We start from the raw sequence: 23,266 nt of genomic DNA on the forward strand, positions 1-23,266 counted from the left end.
CATGGACATCGGGGTGGTGCTGCAGTGCAATCCGCCGGCGTCGCGGGTGATCGATCTGGCCAGACAGGCCGAGACGCATGGGTTTTCGCACGTATGGACGTTCGATTCGCATCTGCTGTGGCAGGAACCGTACGTCATCTACAGTCAGATTCTGGCCGCGACCAGGCGTGTGACCGTGGGTCCGATGGTCACCAATCCGGCTACCCGCGATTGGACCGTAACGGCGTCGACGTTCGCGACACTCAACGACATGTTCGGCAATCGAACCGTCTGCGGCATCGGTCGGGGTGATTCCGCGGTCCGCGCTCTCGGAGGGAAGCCGACAACACTTGCCTCGCTTCGAGACTCGATCGAGGTGATCCGAAATTTGGCCAACGGGCGCAGCGCCCGAGTGGGTGAGACGACGGTGCAGTTTCCGTGGGCGGAACACTCGACGCTGGAGGTCTGGGTCGCGGCGTACGGACCGAAAGCCCTCGAGCTCACCGGGCAGGTAGCGGACGGATTCATTCTGCAATTGGCAGATCCGGATATCGCTGCGTGGACGATCGGCCGAGTGCGTGCTGCGGCCGAGCAGGCGGGCCGAGATCCGGATTCGATCTCGATCTGCGTGGCAGCTCCCGCCTACGTCACCGACGGCACCGAGGCCGGGGTCGAACATGCCCGCGATCAATGCCGTTGGTTCGGTGGAATGGTCGGCAATCACGTCGCCGATATCGTCGCACGCTACGGCGGTGACGGCGGCGGTGTTCCGCAGGCACTCACCGACTACATCGCGGCGCGCAAAGGGTACGACTACAACGAGCACGGTCGAGCCGGAAACTCGCACGCAGAATTCGTTCCGGACGAGGTGATCGACAGGTTCTGCCTACTGGGCACCCCGGCCGATCACATCGCCAAGCTGAAGGAGCTCGAGGCGCTCGGCGTCGACCAGTTCTCGGTGTACCTGCAGCACGACGCCAAGGCAGCGACGCTCGAAGCGTACGGAGAAAGCATCATCCCGCAGATTCGCACATCTGTCACGGCTACGTCGTGACGGGCGACGGGACTGTTGCCGTCGGCCAGTCGTACGCTCCGGTGAGTGTCACACCGAAGAAAGGCGGCAAGTAGATGGATCACGTGTTCTACTCCTGGTCGGCGCAGGCCGAACTGAACCCGATCACCGTCGAGGGTGCCGAGGGGTCGTGGTTCTGGGACGACAAGGGCAATCGGTACCTGGACTTCTCGTCCCAGTTGGTCAACGTCAATCTCGGGCATCAACACCCCGACGTGGTGGCCGCCATCGTCGAACAGGCCCAGGTTCTGACGACCATCTCTCCGACCGTGGCCAACAACAAGCGCAGTGAACTCGCCGCTCTGATCGCCGAACGCGCTCCGGGTGATCTGAAACGGGTGTTCTTCACGACGGGCGGTGCCGAAGCCGTCGAGCATGCGGTGAGGCTGGCGCGCCAGCACACCGGACGCACGAAGATGCTTGCCGCCTACCGCTCGTACCACGGCGGAACCGGAGTCGCTATCGGTCTCACCGGCGAGCCGCGGCGATGGGGTACCGAGCCGACCAACGTCGACGTCGTACGCTTCTTCGGGCCGTACCCGTACCGGTCGCCCTGGGGCACAACGACTCCCGAGGACGAGACAGCCGCAGCGCTTGCGCACCTCGAACAGGTCATCGTGCTCGAAGGCGCGCAGAACATCGCCGGGCTGATCCTGGAATCGGTCATCGGCACCAACGGTGTGCTGATCCCGCCGCCCGGATATCTGGCCGGCGTTCGAGCGCTGTGCGACAAGTACGGAATCGTCTACATCGCCGACGAAGTGATGGTCGGGTTCGGGCGAATCGGGGAATGGTTCGCGTGCCAGGCCTGGGATGTGACACCGGATCTGATCACGTTCGCCAAGGGCGTCAACTCCGGATACGTGCCCCTCGGCGGGGTCGTGATCTCGGAGAAGATCGCCTCGCAGTTCGACCACAAAGCCTACCCGGGCGGGTTGACCTACTCCGGTCACGTCCTCGGGTGCGCCGCGGGTGTGGCATCCATCGGAGTGTTCGAGCGCGACAAGATCCTTCCGCACGTGCGTCACGTCGGCGAGGACGTACTCGGTGCGGGCCTGTCCAAGCTGGCCGAATCTCATCCCAGCGTCGGTGAGGTGCGCGGCAAGGGATTCTTCTGGGCCGTCGAGCTGGTCAAGGACGGCACGACGCGGGAGCCGCTGGTGCCCTTCGCCGCGTCGGGCAAGGACGCGGCGGCGATGGGCACCGTGACCGCCGCGGCGAAGTCACGGGGTCTGTGGCCCTTCGTCGCAGGCAACCGTCTGCAGATCGCACCGCCACTGACGACGACCGAGGACGAGATTCGTCAGGGACTGGAAATCCTCGACGAGGTATTGACGGTGGCGGACGGGTTCACCGTCTGACTCGGGGTCGTGCGCGTAAATTCGACCCCAGACTACGAGGCAGGAGTGGAGCCTGCGGAACGACCCGAAAACACTGCGCGCACGTGCGGCGTCAGCCGCTCTGATCAGAGCACAGCACCGGGGTTGAGTATTCCGGCCGGATCGAGAGCGGTCTTGATTCGCCGGGTCAGTTCCATGACGTCTTCGCCGACTTGATCGGGTAGCCAGGCCTTCTTGAGGCGACCTACGCCGTGTTCCCCGGTGATGGTGCCGCCCAACGAAATTGCCAGATCCATGATGGCTCCGAATGCGACGTTGGCCCGACGGGTCATGTCGGCGTCCTCGGGATCGAACACGATCAGCGGGTGGGTGTTGCCGTCGCCCGCGTGCGCGATGACGGCGACCAACACGTCGTACTTCTTCGACAGTTCGGCGATCCCGTCGACGAGAGCCGGGAGGGCAGGGAGCGGAACACCGACATCCTCGAGCAGCAGGCTGCCGAGTCGTTCGACCGCCGGAATGGCGAATCGCCGTGCGGCTGCGAAGGCCTCGCCCTCGTCGGGGTCGTCGGTGGTGAAGACATCCGAGGCACCGGCCTCGGTGCATGCTGCGGCCATGATCTCGATTTCACGTCCTCGGTCGGCGCCGGGGGAGTCGGACCGAGCGATCAGCATCGCTGCTGCCTCGCGGTCGAGTCCCATGTTCATGGCATCTTCGACGGCACCGATGGACGCACGGTCCATGAACTCGAGCATCGACGGCCGCAGGGTGCGGGTGATGGCCAGAATGGCAGTCGTCGCATCGTGCACGGAGGCGAACGAGGCAACCACGGTGCTGGCCGGAGGTTGGGCCGGGATCAATCGAAGAGTGATCTCGGTGATGATGCCCAGGGTGCCCTCGGATCCCACGAAGAGCTTCGCAAGGGACAGTCCGGCAACATCTTTCAGGCGTGGTCCGCCGAGTCGGACGGCAGTCCCGTCGGCGAGGACGACCTCGAGTCCGAGAACGTAATCGGTGGTGACGCCGTATTTCACGCAGCACAGCCCGCCGGCATTGGTGGCCGCATTGCCGCCGATGGAGCACATCTCGAACGACGACGGATCCGGTGGGTACCACAGACCGTGTTCGGCGACTGCCTTCTTGACTTCGGCGTTGAGCAGTCCGGGTTGTACGACGGCTATGCGGGTCACCGGGTCGACGGTGATCTCGCGCATCAGCTCGGTGGTGAGCACTATCCCGCCGTCGACGGCCGTGGCACCACCGGACAGGCCCGAGCCGGCCCCGCGCGGGACGACCGCCACCGCGTGTTCGGTGGCCCACCGCATGACGGCTCTGACGTCGTCGGTGGACTGCGCGCGGACCACGGCCAATGGGATACCCGCGTCGGGGTCCTTGGCCCAGTCGCGTCGGTATCCCTCGGTGATGTCGGGGTCGGTGACCACGGCACCGGCGGGAAGCAGCGCTTCGAGCTCGCTCAGGTGGGCATCTGCATCGGTAGTCACCGACATCCGGTTCTCCTCACGTCGTACATGTGACCGTCGCCACTCGAGTCTGTCACGACTCGCAGTGGGGCGTGAACGAGAACGACTCCGAGAATGTCCGAGTCACATCAGTAACACCAGCCTCAGGCGTTACCAGATCGATGCGTCGTCGACACGCAATGTTGTAGTTCGCAGCGCTAGCGTCCAGCGCAGCGCATCTCGCACCCCATGCGGTGCGGGTCGACAAGGAGGCTGCACGATGATCGATCCCGGAAGTGACTCCTGGAACTATGTGGCGGCGATGTTCTCGTACGAATTCCTCGGGGGCGGAGTCGAATACGACACCATCGAGCGCATTCACCGCGGCGAGGTCGACGAGTGGGTGCACGCGTTGCTGAAATCCGGGATGTTCGAGAGCGCGACCGTCGCGGCCATCGCCGACTCGTGGCGTGCAGTACCCCGCCGACTGTTCGACATGCTCGTCCTCGATGCCGACGAAATGACTGCTCGCCGTTGCTCTCTCGCGTGGTCGTCCCTCGACCGGCTCGCGCCGCTCGCTCGCCTGGGCTGATCACGGGTCGCACAGTCACATATCACGGTTCACGCGCCCAGAATTGTCGTCCCGGAGTCGTCGACCACGATTGCCTGGCTGTCGGTCAGTCCGTGAGCTTCGATGCCCTCGCGTCGCAGACGGCGCAGCGTCGCCCACCCCGAATCCTTCTCGTCCAGCACGGAATCGAGATGCGGGACGACGGAGAAGTCGACGAGACCGAGCCCGCTCCACACCGGATCGATGCCTGCGAACGGCCGTACCTCGTTCGGGTCGTCGGCATCCTCGACTCCGGCCAGCGACGGCGCAGCGACGCACGCTCCCGCGCTGTACCCGCCGTAGGCGATGGTGTCGGCCCGCACGCGCCCGCGGATGACCTCGTCCGCACCGGAACGAGCCATCTGAGCGCGCAACACGAACGTGTTGCCACCGCGGACCCAGACTGCGTCGAACGCTGCCAGGGCGCGCTCGAATGCGGCCGGTCTCCCGGCGAAATCGCGCAGATCCAACTCCGACGGCCGGTATCCCAACGCGCGCAGGGGTCCGAACTCGCTGCGGAGCGAGGATTCGCGGGCGGTGGCGGGCCAGGCATCGGCCGCATTGGCGATGACCGCGAGATCGGCGGGCGGGCCGGTGAGGCGGGCGAACTCGTCGGAATGGCCGCCGAATCGATACGAAGACAAGAACAACCTCACGAGGTCTGCTCCCCGGCGACCCTGGCCATTCCGGATCGAATTGCCTCGGCCACCCGTTCGGGTTCACGCAGGCGACGGGTGACGAACCCCGCCGCGAACTTCAGTCGGTCGCGGTCCCAGCGCGGCACCACGTGCAGATGCAGGTGAAAGACGGTTTGGAATGCGGCGACGCCGTCGTTGATCACCAGGTTTGCACCGTCGGCGCGGAGGTCGGACTCGCGCACTGCGCGCGCCAGCGTGTGCCCGACGCGGAAAACCTCGGCAGCTGTGTCCGGTCCGGTGGAGGTCAGGTCTGCGGAATGCTCGCGCGGAACCACCAGAACATGGCCCCTGCTGATCGGTCGAATATCGAGAAAGGCGACGGTGTGCTCGTTCTCGAACACGCGGTGGGCAGGTGCGTCGCCGGCGACGATGGCACAGAAGATGCAAGATTCCACGATTGTCACTGTAAGGTCCGATCATCACGGATAGACCTGTATGGCGTGCATCACAATTGCTCGCCCTGTAGTCGCGAAATGTCGAAACGGACTCGATTCAGAACGAATCGGACTGTGTTCTGGGTTACCCGCGCTCCATTACCTGTGGCTACTATCAGGAACCTCGTGCCTTGTCGCATGGGTTCGTCCACTCGTCGCAGATTTCGAGCCATTGGCCGATCGGTGGGCACCATTCAACGCAGGAAGACGGAGATTTGGATACATCGCAGAGCACTGAAAAGGGTTCGGGATCCACGACGGTCGTCGGTGTGGTCCGCGAATCGGGGGAAGGTGAGCGACGTGTCGCTCTGGTCCCGAAGATCGTTGCCGCGCTCACGGGCAAGGGTGTCGAGGTCGTCGTGGAATCGGGTGCCGGACTCGGCGCTCTGATCCCGGACGAGCTCTATGTCGCAGCCGGGGCCACGATCGGCGATCCCTGGGGCTCGGAGGTCGTGGTCAAGGTCGCACCGCCCACCGACGTAGAGATCTCGAGGCTGAAGTCGGGCTCGACGCTCATCGGTTTCCTCGCCCCACGCAATGCCGAGAACAGCATCGGCGCGCTGAAGGCCGCCGGAGTACAGGCGTTCGCGGTCGAAGCCATTCCGCGTATCTCCCGCGCTCAGGTGATGGACGCCTTGTCTTCTCAGGCGAACGTCGCCGGGTACAAGGCCGTTCTGTTGGCCGCGTCGGAGTCCACGAGGTTCTTCCCGATGCTGACCACCGCCGCCGGAACGGTGAAGCCGGCGACTGTGCTCGTTCTCGGTGTCGGTGTGGCCGGCCTGCAAGCCCTGGCCACCGCGAAGCGTCTCGGTGGTCGACCCACCGGCTACGACGTGCGACCGGAGGTAGCCGACCAGGTCCGTTCCGTCGGCGCGCAGTGGCTCGATCTGGGGATCGATGCTGCCGGCGAAGGCGGCTACGCGCGTGAGCTGACCGAGGACGAACGCGTCCAGCAGCAGCGTGCCCTGGAAGAGGCGATCAAGGGATTCGACGTCGTGATCACCACGGCGTTGGTGCCCGGCCGTCCCGCACCGCGTCTGGTGACGGCCGCCGCAGTCGAGGGTATGAAGCCCGGCAGCGTCGTGGTCGACCTGGCCGGTGAGACCGGCGGAAACTGCGAACTCACCGAGCCCGGCCAGACCGTCGTCAAGCACGACGTCACCATCTGCTCGCCGTTGAACCTGCCTGCCTCGATGCCCGAGCACGCCAGCGAGCTGTACTCGAAGAACATCTCGGCTTTGCTCGAGCTCATGCTGGTCGACGGCGCACTCGCTCCGGATTTCTCCGACGAAGTGCTCGCCGGTGCCTGCGTGACACGTGAGAAGGAGAACTGATGTACACCCCGCTTCTCGCGAACATCGCGATCCTGGTGTTGTCCGGGTTCGTCGGTTTCGCGGTGATCTCCAAGGTGCCGAACACCTTGCACACCCCGCTGATGTCGGGAACCAACGCCATCCACGGCATCGTCGTGTTGGGCGCGTTGGTCGTCCTCGGGAAGGTGCACGACCCGTCCATCGGGCTGCAGGTCATCCTGTTCGTCGCGCTGGTGTTCGGAACCGTCAACGTCATCGGTGGCTTCGTGGTCACCGACCGCATGCTCGGCATGTTCAAGTCCAAGCCGGTGCCCGCCAAGACCTCGAAGGGTGCTGACTCCTGATGGACAATCTCGTCAACATTCTCTACATCGTCGCCTTCGGCATGTTCATCTACGGTCTGATGGGTCTGACCGGACCGAAGACCGCCGTGCGGGGCAACCAGATCGCCGCGGTCGGCATGTTCATCGCCGTGGTGGCCACGCTGATATCCATTCGCGACACCGGTAACTGGATCCTGATCATCGTCGGACTCGTCGTCGGCGTGGCGCTGGGAATCCCGCCTGCGCGACGGGTGAAGATGACGGCGATGCCGCAGCTGGTGGCTCTGTTCAACGGCGTCGGCGGTGGCACGGTCGCACTGATCGCGTGGGCCGAGTTCCTCGACACGTCCGGATTCTCGAACTTCAACCACGGAGAGTCGCCGACGGTGCATATCGTCATCGGCTCACTCTTCGCGGCGATCATCGGTTCCATCTCGTTCTGGGGCTCTCTCATCGCCTTCTTGAAGCTGCAGGAAACTCTGCCCGGCTCGCCGATCACCATCGGTAAGTTGCAGCAGCCGCTCAACGCTCTGCTGCTGATCGGCGCTGTGGCCGCTGCAGTGGTCATCGGCATCAACGCCACTCCGGGCGGCGGCGTGTCGCAGTGGTGGATCGTCGCGGTTCTCGTACTGGCAGGCATCCTCGGTCTCACGGTGGTACTGCCCATCGGCGGCGCGGACATGCCGGTCGTCATTTCGCTGCTCAATGCTCTGACCGGTCTGTCTGCTGCGGCTGCGGGTCTGGCGCTCAACAACACCGCGATGATCGTGGCGGGCATGATCGTCGGCGCGTCCGGCACGATCTTGACCAACCTCATGGCCAAGGCCATGAACAGGTCCATTCCGGCGATCGTCGCAGGTGGATTCGGCGGCGGCGACGCGGCTGCAGGCCCGGCCGGTGCAGGCGGGGGAACCGCCAAGGCGACCTCGGCGGCAGACGCAGCGATCCAGATGGCCTACGCCAACCAGGTCATCGTCGTGCCCGGCTACGGCCTTGCCGTCGCTCAGGCACAGCATGCCGTCAAGGACATGGCCAAGTTGCTGGAGTCCAAGGGTGTCGAGGTCAAGTACGCCATTCACCCCGTCGCCGGTCGCATGCCGGGACATATGAACGTGCTGCTCGCCGAGGCCGACGTCGCATACGACGCGATGAAGGAAATGGACGACATCAACGACGAGTTCTCACGCACCGACGTCACGTTGGTCATCGGAGCGAACGACGTGACCAACCCGGCGGCGCGCAACGATCCGTCGAGCCCGATTCACGGGATGCCGATTCTCAACGTCGATCAGTCGAAGTCGGTCATCGTCCTCAAGCGGTCGATGTCGTCCGGCTTCGCCGGAATCGAGAACCCACTGTTCTTCGCGGAAGGCACGTCGATGCTGTTCGGCGACGCAAAGAAGTCGGTGTCCGAGGTGACCGAGGAGCTCAAGGCCCTCTAGTCGGTCGCCGTCTCGGCCCGGATGGGACGCTTCCGTGTCAACGGAAGCGTCCCATTCTGCGTTGGGCGACGAGGGCAGCGGTATCGAACGGGTTTCGAGCCTCGCGGGCAGCGGCTGCGGGTGAGAAGAGCATCACCACCGAGCACGCCGGCCACCACATGCCCGTGATCAGCAGTGCGCTGACAATCCCGACGGGGGAGACGGACCCGACGACCAGTTGTGCCGCTCCGACAGCGAGGGCGGCGACGGTTCCGAGCCCGAGGATCATCGGCCGCCACGTGGCCGATGCCACCATCGACGCGGCCCCCACCAGCGCTGTGACAGCGACGAGCTGCCCGCTCGGAAGGTCGGTGGCCGTTGTCGACGACGCCGCGAGGTGACGCACCAGAGCTGTGGTCACTTCCGCGCCGACGACGCAGGCAATCACCACTCCGATGCCGTAAGGCAGTTTTCGGACCAGGGCGACAACGGTGAGGGCGGCGAGGACGGTCAGCACGGCGGTGACGTCGATCGTGCTCAGCGCTCGCGAGGCCAGGGCGGCGGACGGGCTCGTGGAGACGGGCCACACCGGTGCCATGTTCGGCACCCACATCAGTAGTACCGACAACAGCACCGCGCAGAGGCCCGACACCGTCAGCCGGGTACGGATCGCCCGTCGGTGCGCTCGCTCGCTCGTGTTCGCCGAACGGCTCTCGTTGCCGGCTCCACGGGGTGACCGGATCGGTCCGCTGTCGAGACTCGGTGATCGCATGGACGCCAGACTGCCGCAGTCGGCTGAGCGTGAGATGTGAGCATCGTGGGAGCCGGCTGAGCATCTGCGGTAACGGTCGGATCACGACGAAGAAGCGTCGATTCTTTGTTGTAGCCGCAACCTAGTAATGGCGATCTGTCAAATTCCTGGAGTCTGTAAACAGCCGAAAAGCCGAGCCGAAAGTAGAATTCGACCCTGCAACCAACCGATCGGTCGGAGTGTGTGGTCCAGTGCGGTGTAGAGGAGGCTACTCGACTGCGGCTCCGAGTAGTTGCTCTCGAGTGTCGCACCTCGCCTACCTGGACTTTTGTGCGGAGTTTGTCTCCTGTCACAGTATTTTGAAATGCGAACTATGAATTCGTTGCAAGTCGTTGATCGGATGGGCCGATCTGTGTGACTATGGTCACATAGTCCAGTTCACCCTGGGCGAGACCGTCGAAAAGGGCGTAGTTTCAGCCGCATCGGAAAACCGTATTCCCCCGTTACGGCCAAGTTGGTAACGATCTGAACACGGTCTGGTCGGCTCATCGCAACTCGTGAACGGGCATTCGGCACCAACAGAAGTCGGAAACTCGAAGGAGAAGAACATGACCACAATGTCGCAGGGGCAGCTCGATATGGTCCGCGCGTTCTTTTGCAACGAGTTCCAGGCGGACTCGCTGGACCGTACGGTGATGCCGGAGCCCACGGCCGATGCCGTTGCCGAATGGATCGACGCGCTGTCCACCAGTGGACTGTTCGCGCCAGCGGAGGTGCACAACATCTCGGCCGTCTGGTGTGCCGAGCCCGAGTCGATGACCGCACTGCTCGTCGGCGAAGTCGACGAAATTGCTGTCAAGCGGCACGAGGCCGCAGTCCCGGCCGCTGCCGTTGCTACTCCGGCGCTGATCTCCGCGTTCGGTCGCGCCAGCTGACCGTCTGTGCTTGTGCCACCGGCATCCGTTGGCACCGCTTCGTTACGATCACCCGAACCGGTGATGTCCGTCGGCAACGGTGCCGCACAACGAAGTGAGGGTTTTGTATGGGCGTGGTGGGCTTGCACGAAGATGCAGTGTCGACGTGGATCGCGGAGCTGGGGATAGGCGCAACATCGCCGCTCTCGTTTCAGCGCATCGGTAACGGCCAGTCCAACCTCACGTACGCGGTTCGCGACGCCGGTGGCAGTGCGTGGGTCCTTCGCCGGCCGCCGTTGGGCAAATTGTTGGCGTCGGCTCACGACGTCGTGCGCGAGCACCGGATTCTCTCCGGTCTGCAGAATTCGCCGGTCCCTGTGCCGAAAATGATTGCGATCACGCAGGATCCAGCCATTTCCGAGGTTCCGTTGGTCCTGATGAGTTTCGTCGACGGGGTCGTCGTCGACTCGGTGTCGGCTGCCGAACAGTTGGACCCCGATCAGCGTCGACGTGTCGGACTCGGTCTGACCGCGGCGTTGTCCGACATACACCGTGTCGACCTCGAGTCGTCGGGTCTTGCCGACCTCGCCGGCCGCAAGCCCTACGCTGCGCGTCAGATCGCGCGGTGGACCACGCAGTGGGACTCCTCCCGAACCCGGGAGGTTCCTGGAATCGATTCGCTCGCAGCACGATTGACGGCCAAGATCCCCGAGCAGCACGAGGTGACGCTGGTTCACGGCGACTTCCATCTGAGCAACGTCATCACCGCTCGAAACGACGGCCGCGTGGTTGCCGTCGTCGACTGGGAGTTGTGCACGCTCGGAGACCCGTTGGCGGATCTGGGTGGTCTGCTCGCCTACTGGCCTCAGGCGGACGACGGGGTTGCCGGTCCTTTCATGGCATCGACTCTGCCCGGTTTCCCTACCCGGGCGGAGCTGGTCGAGTCCTACGCGCACAACACGGGCCGCGATGTGACCGATGCCGGATTCTGGGAAGTGCTGGCGCTGTGGAAGTTGTCGATCATCGCCGAAGGCGTCATGCGCCGGATGGAAGCCGATTCACGCAACCGCGCCGTGGGCGGCGCGCCGACCACGACGCTGATCGACGACATCGTCACCCGAGCGCTGCAGCGCGCCGACGAAATCGGGCTCTAGATTCAGGCGTCTACTGACGTTCCGATCACCAAAGTGCGTGCCGCGGTTTCGATTTCGGAGGGAATGGGGACGGGGCGACGGGAGTTCGCGTCGACGTAGACGTGAACGAACCGTCCCCGAGCGGCCAATGTCAGTGCGTCGTCCTCGGCTTCTCGGAACAAGGCCAGCGAGTAGACGATGCTGCGGGTGCCCAGCTTCTCCACCGCAAGACCGACCTGAAGGCGATCGGGAAAACTGAGCTCGGACAGATAGCGGCACGAGGTTTCGGCCACGACGCCGATCGCGGGCAGAGTCCTGATGTCCACACCCGTCGTTTCCATGAGCCACCCGTTCACTGCGGTGTCGAAGTATGCGTAATACGTCACGTTGTTGACGTGGCCGTAGTGGTCGTTGTCGTCCCATCGGGTCGACACCGGCCGCAGTGCCGGGAAATCCGACGCATTCGACAATTCCACGCTGTCCTTCGGCGACTCCGTCATGGCACGACGCTAACCCGTCGCCACGTCGGCAACAAACGCGACCGGATTCGAGGCATCGGAGAGCTGAGTCCGGGCGAATGCTTCCTCGGTATCGCCGTCGTGACGTAGTCTTTGGTTGGACCGGACCAGTCCGTACCGCTGGTTCTGCGAGTGATCGAAAGGCCGGCGCAGTGGTGATGCCCGTACACCTGAGGGACAGTCAGATCCCTAAGCACGAACAGCTACGCGCAATTCTGTTGCACCGCTGCACCAAGGAGCTTTCGCCGGGGGATCTGATGCCGAGCGAGCGTCGGTTGATGGAGGACTACGGCGTCAGTCGCATCACGGTACGCGAGGCGATAGGGCAGCTCGTCAACGACGGACATCTGGTTCGGGTACGTGGGAAAGGGACGTTCGTTGCTTCTCGTACCGTGCAGTCGCGGTTGCACCTGGCGTCGTTCTCCGAGGAGATGCGTGCCCAGGGGCTGACGCCGACGACGGTGGTCCTGTTCGCGCGACTCGAAAAGCCCTCGGCAGCAACGATTCGTGCTCTGGGCCTGGTCGACGGTGATCGGACGTACCACATCAAACGGCTACGGCTGGCCGATGCCGAGCCGGTCAGTGTCGACGACGGGTGGTACCGGGCCGAACTCCTTCCGGGGCTGATCGACCACGATCTGAGTCAGTCGGTGTACGAGGCCGTGCGCAACCACTACGGCCTGACCATCGATCGAGCCGAGCAGACCGTCAAAGCGACAGCCGCCGACAGTGACACCTCCACGCTGCTGGGGACCAAACGCGGCGCACCGGTGCTGTACTTCGACCGAGTGTCGTTCAGCGGCGACGAACCGATCGAGCACACGGAGAGTTGGTACCGGTGTGACCGGTACCAACTCTCGATGGAGGTGGAGGGGGAGCGGCGCACCACACAGCGCCGCTAGGCTCAGGGCAACACGAACAGCGAGTCACCCTGTGCCACCAACGTTCCGACGGCCGCGCTCGTGACGGCATCGGGCTCGGAGTCCATCAGGACCACGGGAATCACGTCGGAGTATCCGGCCTCCGCGATCGCCGCAGGGTCGTAGGTGATCACGAGATCGCCGGACTGAACCCGATCGCCCTCTGCTGCAACGAGTTCGAAACCCTGGCCCTTCATCTTCACGGTGTCGATGCCGATGTGCACCAGCACTCCCGCCTTGTCGTCGGTGAACACGACGAACGCATGTGGGTGGAGTTTGAGGATCTTGCCGGCTATCGGAGACCGCACCTCGACGGGCCCGCTACCGGCTGCCGGGCGCACGGCGACCCCGGAGCCCACCATCTGCGAAGAGAAGACCGGGTCGGGGACGTCGGCGAGCGAGATGACCTGACCGGCAACAGGACTGGAGATCGTCGAGGTCCCGCTCACAGAATGTCGCCGATGTCCTCGGCGAGGGTGTCGGCCTCCGGGCCGACGATGACCTGCACGGCTGTCCCCTTGTGGAACACTCCGTGCGCACCGGCTGCCTTGAGCGCAGCCTCGTCCACCAGCGACCCGTCCTTGACCTCGGTACGGAGCCGGGTGATACACGCTTCGATCTCTACGATGTTGTCGGCACCGCCGAGGCCCTTCACGATCGCGTCCGCCTTGGCCATGTTCTGTTCCCGCTTCCTTCTCGTGTGCAGTGGTGTAGGCGAGGTCACATCTCCGGGTTGACATGTGGTCGTCACCTGGCCAAACTACAACTGGTAATGACCGGACAGTACCCCTGATGTCATCCGGTCACAACAGTAGAACTCCCTTGCCGGACCAGCCTCGAAGAGAAGGTCGCCATGACCCTGAAGAAGACGGACTCGGCCGAAGCCGAACCGAAGAAGGAATCCAGATCTCTCGCCGGGTTGCAGCGATTCGGGCGCAGTCTCATGCTGCCCATCGCGGTTCTTCCCGCGGCGGGAATCCTGTTGCGGCTGGGCCAGGACGACCTCCTCGGCAGATTCAGTGCTCTGGGCACCGCGGCGGCCGTCATCTCCGCTGCAGGACAGGCGGTCTTCACCTGGTTGCCTCTGATCTTCGCCGTGGGCATCGCCATCGGCTGGGCCAAGAAGTCGGACGGCTCGACCGCCCTCGCCGCCGTCGTCGGCTACATGGTGATGAACGGTGTCTTCACCGCAATGTCACCGGTGGTACTGAAAGGCAAAGTCGACGCGAACGGCGATCCGGCCGTGATCGACTACGGCGTGTTGGCCGGCATCGTCATCGGCCTGCTCTCCGCCATTCTGTGGCAGCGGTTCTACCGCCAGAAACTGCCGGATTACCTCGGCTTCTTCAGCGGACGACGTCTGGTTCCCATCCTGACCGCTGTCACCGGCCTCGTCGTCGCCGTCGTCATGTCGTTCGTCTACCCGCTCTTCTACAGCGCACTGAACTGGGTCGGAAACACCGTTGCCGATCACAGTGTGGTGGGTAGCGGAATCTACGGTTTCGCCAATCGCATGCTGATTCCGACGGGACTGCACCACATTCTCAATTCGGTCGTCTGGTTCCTCGTCGGCGATTATCAGGACGCGAGTGGTCAATTGGTGCGTGGCGATCTCAACCGATTCTTCGCGGGAGATCCGTCCGCCGGAGTCTTCATGACCGGCTTCTTCCCCATCATGATGTTCGCTCTGCCTGCCGCCGCATTCGCGATCTATCGCAACGCCAAGCCGTCGCAGAAGAAGATCGTCGGCGGAATCATGTTGTCCACCGGTCTGACTGCGTTCGTCACCGGCATCACCGAACCGCTCGAGTACTCGTTCATGTTCGTCGCCTGGCCGCTCTACATCATCCACGCCGTGCTGACCGGAACCTCCATGGCACTGACCAATGCCCTGGGAATCCATGACGGCTTCTTCTTCTCTGCCGGCGGTATCGACTATCTGTTGAACTACGGAATCGCCACGAAGGCATGGCTTCTCATTCCTATCGGCCTGGTGTATGCGGTGATCTACTACTTCCTGTTCAGCTTCGTCATCAAGAAGTGGAACCTGCGCACCCCCGGCCGCGAGGACGACGCGGTGCTCGAACCCGACCGGGCATGAGCGAATCCATCACGACGGCGCTCCGGGGGCGGGTCGTCACACCCGATGCGGTCATCGAGGATGCCGTCGTGGCGTTGTCCGGCGATCGAATCTCCTGGGTGGGTCCGGTGTCGGCGTGGCCCGACGAGGCCCCACCGCAATCGAACTCGACCATCCTGCCGGGGCTGGTCGACGTGCACTGCCACGGCGGCGGCGGGGCGTCATTCCCGGATTCTGCCCGTGCCGATCTGATGACCGCGGTACGGCACCACCGCGGCCGCGGCACCACCACGATGCTCGCATCGCTGGTGTCGGCATCCCCTGGGCGACTGGTCGAGCAGACGTCGATGCTCGCCGATCTGTACGAGTCGGGGGACATCGCCGGGGTCCACCTCGAAGGGCCGTTCCTGTCTGTTGCGCGCTGCGGAGCGCAGGACCCCGCGTCACTCCGTGGCGGCGACACCGGTCTGCTGGCAGACATCATCGACGCCGGGCGGGGATCGGTACGGTCGATGACACTTGCTCCCGAAGTCGACGGCTTCATGGCCGTCGGACACATGTTGCGAGAGAACGGCATCGTCCCCAGCATCGGGCACACCGACGCCGACGCACGCACCACTCGCAGCGCAATCGACGCCCTCGGAGAGGGTGCCATCGGTGCCACGCACCTGTTCAACGGGATGCCCACCTGGCACCATCGGTCGCCGGGGCCGGTCAGCGAGTGCTTGGCCGCCGCGGCGCGAGGGTCGATGGTGCTCGAATTGATCGGCGACGGGGTACATCTCGCCGACGAGACCGTGCGAGCGGTGTTCGATCTCGTCGGCGGTGGGAACATCGCGTTGGTGTCCGACGCGATGGCCGCGGCGGGAATGGCCGACGGCCGCTACCGGCTCGGGCCGCTGGATGTCACCGTGCACGATTCGGTCGCCCGCCTGTCGCGGGAGAACGATCCCGAGTCGGCCCCGATCGCGGGTGGCACGTCGAGTGTGCTCGACCTGGTACGCCGCGCAGTGCTCGACGCCGGCGTGCCATTGCTCGACGCAGTGCGTGCCGGGGCAACCACCCCGGCAGCATTGATCGGGATCGGGGCCGAAACCGGTTCTCTCGTCGCCGGATCGAGAGCGGACGTGCTGGTGGTCGACGCATCCTTCGAGCCGGTGCAGGTCATTCGCGGCGGACGCGCGATCGAGGAGGAAAGTTAGATGGAGATCGTCGTACTCCCTACAGCTACCGACGTGGACCGAACCGCGGCCGACATCGTCGAGCACGTCGTGCGAACCGACTCGGTCCCGGGATCGGGCCCCGTCCTCGGGTTGGCGACCGGGTCGAGTCCCGTCGGCACGTATCGCGAGCTGGCCCGCCGACATCGCGAGGAAGGGCTGTCCTTCGCTGGGTGTCGAGCGTTTCTGCTCGACGAATACATAGGGCTACCCAGAACTGCTGAGCAGTCGTATTTTTCGTTCATTCGCGAGAACTTCGTGGACCTCGTCGACCTGGACGATTCCGCGGTGTTCTCGCCGGACGGTGAAGCCGTCGATATCGCTGCCGAAGCGCGACGATACGACGCCGCGATCGCGGAGGCCGGTGGTATCGATGTGCAGATTCTGGGCATCGGCACCGACGGACACATCGGCTTCAACGAGCCCGGATCGTCACTTCGGTCGAGAACCCGGGTCAAGACGCTCACCGAACAGACTCGGGTCGACAATGCGCGCTTCTTCCCCTCGCCGGAGGAGGTGCCGCACCATGTGCTGACGCAAGGCCTCGGCACCATCGACGAGGCGCGTCATCTCGTGCTCATCGCTACCGGAGAATCCAAGGCAGACGCGGTGGCCGCGGCCGTCGAGGGGCCGTTGTCGGCACGCTGTCCTGCGTCCGCGATTCAGTGGCATCCACACGTGACGGTACTGGTGGACGAGGCAGCTGCTGCGTCCCTCGATCTCGTGGACTACTACCGCCACGCCTACGCGAACAAGCCCGCGTGGCAACGCCTCTGAGTCAGCGACGGGAGAATGTCGACGCCCGCTGGATCTGATCGTCGGTCGGGCGAACTCCGGTGTAGAGAACGAACTGTTCTGCTGCCTGCAGGGCAATGACCTGTGCGCCGGTGATCACCGGTTTGTTCGCCGCACGCGCCGCGGTGATCAGCGGAGTCTCCGACGGCATCGCGACCACGTCGAACACTGCCTGTGCCGCATGGATCTGCGACTCGGTGAAGGGAGTCGAATCGGCAGCGGGGCCGCCCGCCATTCCCACCGGGGTGACGTTCACCAGCAAGTCGGCTTCGACGGACTCGGCCGACCAGTCGTATCCGTACGCCTCGGCGAGAGCCGGACCGGTCGACGTGTTGCGAGCAACTACGGTGCCGCGGGTGAAACCCGAATCTCGCAGTGCGGCAACAACTGCCTTGGCCATACCGCCGCTGCCGGTCACGGCCACCGAACAATCGGTCGAGATATCGCTCGACGCGAGCAGATCGGCCACAGCCTGGTAATCGGTGTTGTAGGCGTGCAGCACGCCCGCCTCGTTGACGATGGTGTTGACCGATGCGATCGCGCTCGCAGATTCGTGCATGACGTCGACCAGCTCGATCACGTCTTCCTTGAACGGCATGGAGACCGCGCATCCCCTGATACCGAGTGCACGGACTCCACCGACCGCGGCCGCGAGATCGGTGGTGGTGAACGCCTTGTAGACGAAGTTCAATCCCAGTTCGTCGTACAAGTAGTTGTGGAAGCGGGTTCCGATATTGCTCGGCCTTCCCGACAGAGACATGCAGAGCTGGGTGTCACGGTCGAGAAAGCTGCGCGACGACGTCGTTGCCATTGGCCAGACTTTACCGCCCGCGTTCGCATCGCTGGATCAGCAGCTGGGGGCCACCGAAGCGAGGGCGCGGCGGTCGGCCTCGGTGATCGGCAGCTCGTACTGGGCCGCCACCGACAGATATTTGCCCGCGTAGAAACAGTGGTACGCCGCGTTCGGCGGCATCCACTGCGACGGCGTCTTGTCGCTCTTGCTCTGGTTGTCCGGCCCGTTGACCGCCAGCAGATTGAACGCGATGTCGTTCGCGAAACGAATGCGCTTGTCCGCTGCCCAGCTGTCGGCACCCATGTCCCAGGCGGCAGACAACGGATAGACGTGATCGATCTGAATCTTGCCGGCGTCGGACTTGGTGAACTGCAACCGTTCACCGGAGTAGGGGTCGTCCAGGGAGCCCGAGAGCACCACGCAGTCTCGGGTGCCGGCCTTGAACTCGACTTCGGTCATCGACAGTGCCAGCACGTTGTCGCGGGTTCCACACCCGTCGTGCCCGCCCGGTCCGTCGTAGTCGTCCGTCCACGCCGGTCCGAACACGCACCCTTCACCGCTCTTGCATCCGCGCTCGTACCCACGAGGATCGGGTCGTGCGGCGACGACGGCCACCCGATCCAACAGCGTTTCGATCTGGGCGCGGGTGGGGCTGCCCGGAGCCGGGGGCGGGGGAGCCAATCCCGGTATGTCGGACCGGTCACAGGATTCGAACGTCGCCATGACGATCGCGGCGATCACCAACGCCGCCGCTACCCACAGCTTCTTCACACACGCCCCATCGTGAAACTTCGATCTTGCCGACTCTCGTACCTCGCGACAGCAGTGTGCCGGACGGTACCGACACCGCCCGACACGGTCGGGTGTCAGCGGACCTCGATGACGACCTTGCCGAGTGCGTGCCCGTTCTCCACGAGCGCAAGAGCCTCGCCTGCGCGGTCGAGTGGAAACGTGTGATCGATGCGTGGACGAAGGACGCCCGTCACGACCAGATCGGCCAATCGGGTGAACGCCGCAGTGGTGCGCTCGCGCACTGCTCCAGACCCACCCCACTGGGCGGCGAGCACCGGGTCGGCCACGCTGACGATCGGAGCGCCGGTCTTCGCAGCGGCCGCGCGAAGAGTGTCGCCGCCGACCAGATCGACGATGCCGTGCACCGGCCGCGATATCGAACCGACGTACTCGGGTCCGGACTCGACGAACTCCGCACCGAGGCTCTCGATCCACTCCCGCTTGCCCGAGCTCGCCACCCCGAGAACGTCGATACCGTCGGCACGCGCCAGCTGCAGAACCGAAGAACCCACACCGCCGCCTGCGCCGAGAACGAGAACCGTGTCGCCTGCAGTCAGCGCCAACCCTCGCAGTGCGTCCAAGGCGGTCCCGGCCGCCACCGGCAGTGTCGCCGCGACCGACCAGGACACGGCCTCGGGCTTGTGTGCCGTACCGGCCGCGTTGAGCAGCGTGTACTGCGCATAGCCGCCGTGACCCGACGCCGTTGCCCCGAAGACCTCGTCACCGACCGAGAACCCGTCCACTCCCGAGCCGACGCCCACAACAGTGCCCGACACCTCCCGCCCCAGCACCGCAGGCAAAGTGATCTGCACGGTGTCCTTGCGATTACCCGCCCGCACCTTCCAATCTGCGGGATTCACCCCCGCGGCATGTACCGCCACGAGAAGCTGCCCCGATCCCGGTTCCGTCACGGGGAGGTCCAGAAATGTCTCGGTGTCGGGGCCGCCGTATTCGTCGAAGCCGTACGCGATCATGGGACCACTGTGCCTCATCGATGACACATCGATGACACATCGGTGCCTCATCGGTGCCTCATCGAAGACACATCGGCGCCGGGTATGTCGGTGCGTGCTGGTTGGATGGACCGATGCTGCACGGTCTCTGGTCTCCCGGTGCCGGATTGCTGCTCTGGGACGACGAGATCAGCACCGGAGACGAACCCGACCTACCGGCGACACACTCGCACGTGCTCACCCGCACGTTCCGGCATCGCGCCCGAGTGACGTTTCCCGACTCCACTCGACGCGCCACCCCTCGGGATCCGGTCGAACTGCCGGCGATCGCGCTGGCTCCGCACGATGCGGCCGACCTGTTGCTCCGCACCCCGTCGACCCACCCGCTGATCTCCGGAGACCTCCGGTTCCTGGGCCACGTCGCCCAGGGCATCGAACGGTGGGTCCGGGCCGGACGAGTGGTGCCGGCACTGAAATTGATGGACGGCCAGTGGTGGCCGCGTTGGCGGCTGGTCGGCGGCGAGCGTCAACGCGCGTGGCTCAGCGAGCTCGCTGTTGCGATGCCGTCGGTGCAGCGGGCGAACGAACGGCCGAAGAAGCTTCTGGACGACATGGTCGAGGAGCTCACCGACCCGATCGTCAGATCGGTGCTCGGCAAGCCCGACTCCGAGCATCCGTTGCTGTCGGCCCTCGTGCGTGACGATCCGTATCTCGATGGGACGCAGAAGATCTCGACGCTGTTCGACAATTGGCGCGCCAGCCTCACCGTCGACGAACCGGCGCTGGTGCTGCGCCTGCTCGAACCGGACGACCAGGACGGCGAGACGGGTGATGCCGACGGTGCCGCGGACGATGCCGTCGAGTCGTTCTGGACACTTCAGGTGTGCCTGCGCGCGGACGGGGAGGCGCCGCGTCCGGTCCCGATGAGCCGCAAGGTCGACGCGACCTTGCTGTCGACGGCAGTGCGCAAACTCGGCGAGGCCGTGGCTGCCTACCCGAGGCTGCGTGATCTGCCCACCCAGGAGGGCACCCTCGACCTGTTGTTGCCGACGTCGGTGGTCATCGATCTCGTCGAACACGGTGCCACTGCGCTGCAGGCCACCGGCACGACGGTCCTGCTGCCGAGGGCCTGGACCAGGTTGGATCCGTCGATGCGGTTGCGGGTCGAGTCACCCGCGGTGACCAAAGCTGCGGCCGATCGTGCCGTCGGGATGGACGAGCTGGTGTCGTACGACTGGCAACTGCAGCTGGGCGACATGGTGCTCACCGAGGCGGAGATGAACCGGCTTGCCGTCTCGAAGGGCGACCTCGTCCGGCTGCGCGGGCAATGGGTGCTCGCCGACGGGGGACAGCTGGCGCGGGCCGCGAAGTACGTCGCCGAGCATCACGGTGACGGGACTGCGCTCAGCACGTTGATGCGTGAGATGACGTTGGCCGATCCGCCTCCGGCTCCGGTCCAGGACATCCGCGCCACCGGCTGGGCGGCTACGTTGCTCGAACCCGGGGCGGTTCCGGAAACTATCCCGGTGCCCGACGGTGTCCGGGCGACTCTGCGGCCCTATCAGCAACGCGGTCTCGACTGGCTCGCGTTCATGAGCCGGCTCGGTCTCGGTGCCGTGCTCGCCGACGACATGGGCCTGGGCAAGACACTGCAGGTGCTCACGCTGCTCGCCCACGAGAACAGTGCGACTCCGACGCTGTTGGTGGCCCCGATGTCGGTGGTCGGTAACTGGCAACGTGAGGCCGCGAAATTCACTCCTGCACTGCGTGTTCTGGTGCACCACGGTCCGACGCGGTTACGCGACGAGGAGCTCGATCGAGCGATCGCGGAGCACGACCTGATAGTTACCACGTACGCATTGATGGCCAAGGACCGCGCGCAGTTGGCCGCACAGACGTGGCGCCGTGTGGTTCTCGACGAGGCGCAGCACATCAAGAATGCAGGCACCGTGCAGGCGAAGGCGGCGCTGGCCATTCCGGCCGATCACAAACTGGCGCTCACCGGGACGCCGGTGGAGAACCGGCTGGACGAGCTGAGGTCCATTCTGGATTTCGCGAACCCGGGCATGCTGGGGCGGCCGTCGGACTTCAGGAAGCGGTTCTCGGTGCCGATCGAGCGGGAGAACGACGAGAACGCGGTCTCGCGGCTGCGTGCCATCACGTCTCCGTTCATTCTGCGTCGCGTCAAGACCGATCCCACGGTCATCTCTGATCTGCCGGAGAAGAACGAAATGACCGTGCGCGCCAACCTCACTGCCGAGCAGGCGGCGTTGTACAAGGCGGTCGTCGACGAGATGATGGCCCAGATCGCCGACGCGAAGGGCATGAAACGCAAGGGTGCGGTGCTCTCGGCCCTCACTCGCCTCAAGCAGGTGTGCAATCACCCCGCGCATTTCCTGTCCGACGGTTCGTCGGTACTCAAGCGAGGTCAGCACCGTTCCGGAAAGATCGGATTGGTGGAGGACATGCTCGATTCCGTTCTCGGTGACAACGAGAAGGCGTTGTTGTTCACGCAGTTTCGAGAGTTCGGTGAGCTCGTGGCACCGTATTTCGCCGAGCGTTTCGGAGTTCAGGTGCCGTTCCTGCACGGCGGCGTGAGCAAGGGCAAGCGCGATGAGATGGTCGAGAAGTTCCAGAGCGACGACGGTCCGCCGATCATGATGCTCTCGCTCAAGGCCGGTGGTACCGGGCTCAATCTCACTGCCGCCAATCATGTTGTGCACTTAGATCGTTGGTGGAATCCGGCGGTGGAGAACCAGGCGACCGACCGCGCTTTCCGTATCGGCCAGCGCAAGAATGTGATGGTGCGCAAGCTGCTGTGTGTGGGCACCGTGGAGGAACGCATCGATTCGATGCTGGTGTCGAAGCAGGATCTGGCGGATCTGGCGGTGGGCACCGGTGAGAGCTGGGTGACCGAGATGGACACTGCGGAACTGCAGGAACTGTTTCGTCTCAGCGAAGATGCGGTGGGGGAGTGATGGCCGACTTCTCGCAGTACGGTAAGCGTCGACAAGCCAAGGGCGGCATCGAGTCTCGTAACAAGCGGGGTGCCTTCGGGCAGACGTGGTGGGGCAGGCACTTCGTCGCCGCGATGGAAGATCTGGCCGACCCGGGCCGGATCGCACGGGGCCGGACCTATGCCCGCCAGGGTCAGGTGCTTACTCTCGGCGTCGAACGCGGGCAGATCTACGGTGAGGTGCAGGGCAGTCAGCTCGAGCCGTTCTCCGCGTCGGTCAGTGTCGAGCCGCTCACCGAAGGCGAGGTGGCCGCGCTCGTCGGCCGAGTGCGATCCAACCCCGGCATGCTGGCGGAACTCGCGTCCAACGCGATTCCTCAGGCGCTGGCGTCGGTGCTGCTTCCCCACGACAAGGGGCAACTGGATTTCGACTGTTCGTGCCCCGACGACGGGTGGCCGTGCAAACACGCGGCAGCGCTGATGTACATCGCCGCCGAGCACATCGACGCGTCCGCGGGGACGATCCTGACACTGCGCGGTGTCGATCTGGATCAGTTGATCGAGGGGGTCGGCGACAGCGACGAGGAGTTCGACCCGGACGACTGGTTCGGCGATCGTGCGGCGTTCCCCGAACTTCCGAAAGTGTCGTTCGCTCCGGCGACGGACGATCTCGATCCGCTGATCCTGCGCAGAATCTTTCGCGCCGACGGTTCGACGGAGGCGGAAGTCAGCCGGGCCTGCGCTGATCTGCGCGCGTTCTACGACCGAATGTGACCGCTCCTGGACTTGCA

24 protein-coding genes are annotated in these 23,266 nt (G+C 64.6%); 14 read left to right on the plus strand and 10 right to left on the minus strand.

Annotated elements, in window-relative coordinates:
• The first annotated feature begins 1 nt into the window (after position 1).
• Positions 2–1,033 carry a TIGR03842 family LLM class F420-dependent oxidoreductase gene (locus ASH04_RS07430; RefSeq protein WP_057473189.1) on the plus strand — a complete coding sequence of 344 codons (1,032 nt, stop codon included), beginning with the start codon at positions 2–4 and terminating at the stop codon, positions 1,031–1,033.
• 74 nt (positions 1,034–1,107) lie between these two features.
• Positions 1,108–2,412: an aspartate aminotransferase family protein gene (locus ASH04_RS07435; RefSeq protein WP_057473190.1), complete on the plus strand. Its 1,305-nt coding sequence runs from the start codon at positions 1,108–1,110 to the stop codon at positions 2,410–2,412.
• A gap of 104 nt (positions 2,413–2,516) precedes the next feature.
• Here ASH04_RS07435 and ASH04_RS07440 read toward each other — a convergent pair whose 3' ends face one another.
• Complete coding sequence (locus ASH04_RS07440) at positions 2,517–3,899, minus strand: FAD-binding oxidoreductase (RefSeq protein ID WP_057473191.1); 1,383 nt, start codon at positions 3,897–3,899, stop codon at positions 2,517–2,519.
• Positions 3,900–4,131: 232 nt separating this feature from the next.
• Between ASH04_RS07440 and ASH04_RS07445 the strand changes: the two genes are divergently transcribed.
• The gene (locus tag ASH04_RS07445) at positions 4,132–4,443 is read left to right on the plus strand and encodes a hypothetical protein (protein WP_057473192.1); all 312 of its coding nucleotides are present in this window, start codon (positions 4,132–4,134) and stop codon (positions 4,441–4,443) included.
• A 29-nt stretch (positions 4,444–4,472) separates the two neighbouring features.
• Here the strand turns inward: ASH04_RS07445 and ASH04_RS07450 are convergent, their stop codons facing one another.
• Together ASH04_RS07450 and ASH04_RS07455 are read right to left on the minus strand one after the other, a co-directional pair.
• Positions 4,473–5,117: a Type 1 glutamine amidotransferase-like domain-containing protein gene (locus tag ASH04_RS07450; protein ID WP_057473193.1), complete on the minus strand. Its 645-nt coding sequence runs from the start codon at positions 5,115–5,117 to the stop codon at positions 4,473–4,475.
• Positions 5,114–5,554: an HIT family protein gene (locus ASH04_RS07455; protein WP_032365556.1), complete on the minus strand. Its 441-nt coding sequence runs from the start codon at positions 5,552–5,554 to the stop codon at positions 5,114–5,116. Before ASH04_RS07455 ends, ASH04_RS07450 begins: the two co-directional genes overlap by 4 nt.
• Before the next feature lie 254 nt (positions 5,555–5,808).
• Here ASH04_RS07455 and ASH04_RS07460 point away from each other — a divergent pair, with 254 nt between their 5' ends.
• From ASH04_RS07460 to ASH04_RS07470, 3 genes are read left to right on the plus strand one after another with little or no spacing between them, the layout of a single operon-like run.
• Complete coding sequence (locus ASH04_RS07460; protein WP_057473194.1) at positions 5,809–6,927, plus strand: Re/Si-specific NAD(P)(+) transhydrogenase subunit alpha; 1,119 nt, start codon at positions 5,809–5,811, stop codon at positions 6,925–6,927.
• Positions 6,927–7,250, plus strand: a complete 324-nt coding sequence (locus tag ASH04_RS07465) for an NAD(P) transhydrogenase subunit alpha (protein WP_027497943.1) — start codon at positions 6,927–6,929, stop codon at positions 7,248–7,250. The genes ASH04_RS07460 and ASH04_RS07465 overlap by 1 nt, the downstream gene beginning before the upstream one ends.
• Positions 7,250–8,671 carry an NAD(P)(+) transhydrogenase (Re/Si-specific) subunit beta gene (locus ASH04_RS07470; protein ID WP_027497942.1) on the plus strand — a complete coding sequence of 474 codons (1,422 nt, stop codon included), beginning with the start codon at positions 7,250–7,252 and terminating at the stop codon, positions 8,669–8,671. The genes ASH04_RS07465 and ASH04_RS07470 overlap by 1 nt, the downstream gene beginning before the upstream one ends.
• Positions 8,672–8,708: 37 nt before the next feature.
• On the opposite strand, the gene ASH04_RS07475 is transcribed toward ASH04_RS07470, so the two are convergent.
• On the minus strand, positions 8,709–9,422 hold the full coding sequence (locus ASH04_RS07475) for a hypothetical protein (RefSeq protein WP_156394498.1): 714 nt from the start codon (positions 9,420–9,422) through the stop codon (positions 8,709–8,711).
• Positions 9,423–10,009: 587 nt separating this feature from the next.
• On the opposite strand from ASH04_RS07475, the gene ASH04_RS07485 reads away from it, so the two are divergent.
• Together ASH04_RS07485 and ASH04_RS07490 are read left to right on the plus strand one after the other, a co-directional pair.
• Positions 10,010–10,336: a hypothetical protein gene (locus tag ASH04_RS07485; protein WP_156394499.1), complete on the plus strand. Its 327-nt coding sequence runs from the start codon at positions 10,010–10,012 to the stop codon at positions 10,334–10,336.
• Between the two features lie 107 nt (positions 10,337–10,443).
• Entirely contained in the window at positions 10,444–11,469 is a 1,026-nt protein-coding gene (locus ASH04_RS07490) for a phosphotransferase family protein (RefSeq protein WP_057473198.1), read from the plus strand.
• A gap of 2 nt (positions 11,470–11,471) precedes the next feature.
• On the opposite strand, the gene ASH04_RS07495 is transcribed toward ASH04_RS07490, so the two are convergent.
• Positions 11,472–11,948 (minus strand): acyl-CoA thioesterase, encoded by a 477-nt coding sequence (locus tag ASH04_RS07495; protein ID WP_057473199.1) that lies wholly within the window; start codon positions 11,946–11,948, stop codon positions 11,472–11,474.
• A gap of 173 nt (positions 11,949–12,121) precedes the next feature.
• On the opposite strand from ASH04_RS07495, the gene ASH04_RS07500 reads away from it, so the two are divergent.
• Positions 12,122–12,868, plus strand: coding sequence for a GntR family transcriptional regulator (locus ASH04_RS07500; protein ID WP_057473216.1), 747 nt, complete (start codon positions 12,122–12,124; stop codon positions 12,866–12,868).
• Positions 12,869–12,870: 2 nt separating this feature from the next.
• Here ASH04_RS07500 and ASH04_RS07505 read toward each other — a convergent pair whose 3' ends face one another.
• Together ASH04_RS07505 and ASH04_RS07510 are read right to left on the minus strand one after the other, a co-directional pair.
• Positions 12,871–13,335 carry a PTS sugar transporter subunit IIA gene (locus ASH04_RS07505; RefSeq protein WP_057473200.1) on the minus strand — a complete coding sequence of 155 codons (465 nt, stop codon included), beginning with the start codon at positions 13,333–13,335 and terminating at the stop codon, positions 12,871–12,873.
• Positions 13,332–13,562 (minus strand): glucose PTS transporter subunit EIIB, encoded by a 231-nt coding sequence (locus ASH04_RS07510; protein ID WP_027497937.1) that lies wholly within the window; start codon positions 13,560–13,562, stop codon positions 13,332–13,334. The genes ASH04_RS07505 and ASH04_RS07510 overlap by 4 nt, the downstream gene beginning before the upstream one ends.
• Positions 13,563–13,739: 177 nt before the next feature.
• Here ASH04_RS07510 and ASH04_RS07515 point away from each other — a divergent pair, with 177 nt between their 5' ends.
• Genes ASH04_RS07515 through nagB form a run of 3 tightly spaced genes read left to right on the plus strand, consistent with a single transcriptional unit; the run spans position 13,740 to position 16,963 of the window.
• Positions 13,740–14,987, plus strand: coding sequence for a PTS transporter subunit EIIC (locus ASH04_RS07515; RefSeq protein ID WP_057473201.1), 1,248 nt, complete (start codon positions 13,740–13,742; stop codon positions 14,985–14,987).
• Positions 14,984–16,168: an N-acetylglucosamine-6-phosphate deacetylase gene (locus ASH04_RS07520; protein ID WP_057473202.1), complete on the plus strand. Its 1,185-nt coding sequence runs from the start codon at positions 14,984–14,986 to the stop codon at positions 16,166–16,168. The genes ASH04_RS07515 and ASH04_RS07520 overlap by 4 nt, the downstream gene beginning before the upstream one ends.
• On the plus strand, positions 16,169–16,963 hold the full coding sequence (gene nagB, locus ASH04_RS07525) for a glucosamine-6-phosphate deaminase (protein WP_057473203.1): 795 nt from the start codon (positions 16,169–16,171) through the stop codon (positions 16,961–16,963).
• A gap of 1 nt (position 16,964) precedes the next feature.
• On the opposite strand, the gene ASH04_RS07530 is transcribed toward nagB, so the two are convergent.
• The 3 genes from ASH04_RS07530 to ASH04_RS07540 form a co-directional block, all read right to left on the minus strand.
• On the minus strand, positions 16,965–17,792 hold the full coding sequence (locus ASH04_RS07530) for a shikimate 5-dehydrogenase (protein WP_057473204.1): 828 nt from the start codon (positions 17,790–17,792) through the stop codon (positions 16,965–16,967).
• Positions 17,793–17,828: 36 nt separating this feature from the next.
• Positions 17,829–18,545, minus strand: coding sequence for an HNH endonuclease family protein (locus ASH04_RS07535; RefSeq protein ID WP_032401268.1), 717 nt, complete (start codon positions 18,543–18,545; stop codon positions 17,829–17,831).
• A gap of 95 nt (positions 18,546–18,640) precedes the next feature.
• Complete coding sequence (locus tag ASH04_RS07540; protein WP_032406297.1) at positions 18,641–19,540, minus strand: NADP-dependent oxidoreductase; 900 nt, start codon at positions 19,538–19,540, stop codon at positions 18,641–18,643.
• 113 nt (positions 19,541–19,653) lie between these two features.
• Between ASH04_RS07540 and ASH04_RS07545 the strand changes: the two genes are divergently transcribed.
• On the plus strand, positions 19,654–22,497 hold the full coding sequence (locus ASH04_RS07545; RefSeq protein WP_032365567.1) for a DEAD/DEAH box helicase: 2,844 nt from the start codon (positions 19,654–19,656) through the stop codon (positions 22,495–22,497).
• The gene (locus ASH04_RS07550; protein WP_032368786.1) at positions 22,497–23,249 is read left to right on the plus strand and encodes an SWIM zinc finger family protein; all 753 of its coding nucleotides are present in this window, start codon (positions 22,497–22,499) and stop codon (positions 23,247–23,249) included. The genes ASH04_RS07545 and ASH04_RS07550 overlap by 1 nt, the downstream gene beginning before the upstream one ends.
• Positions 23,250–23,266 lie beyond the last annotated feature (17 nt).

It is taken from the genome of Rhodococcus sp. Leaf233 (assembly GCF_001426165.1).
Taxonomy (GTDB): domain Bacteria; phylum Actinomycetota; class Actinomycetes; order Mycobacteriales; family Mycobacteriaceae; genus Rhodococcoides; species Rhodococcoides fascians.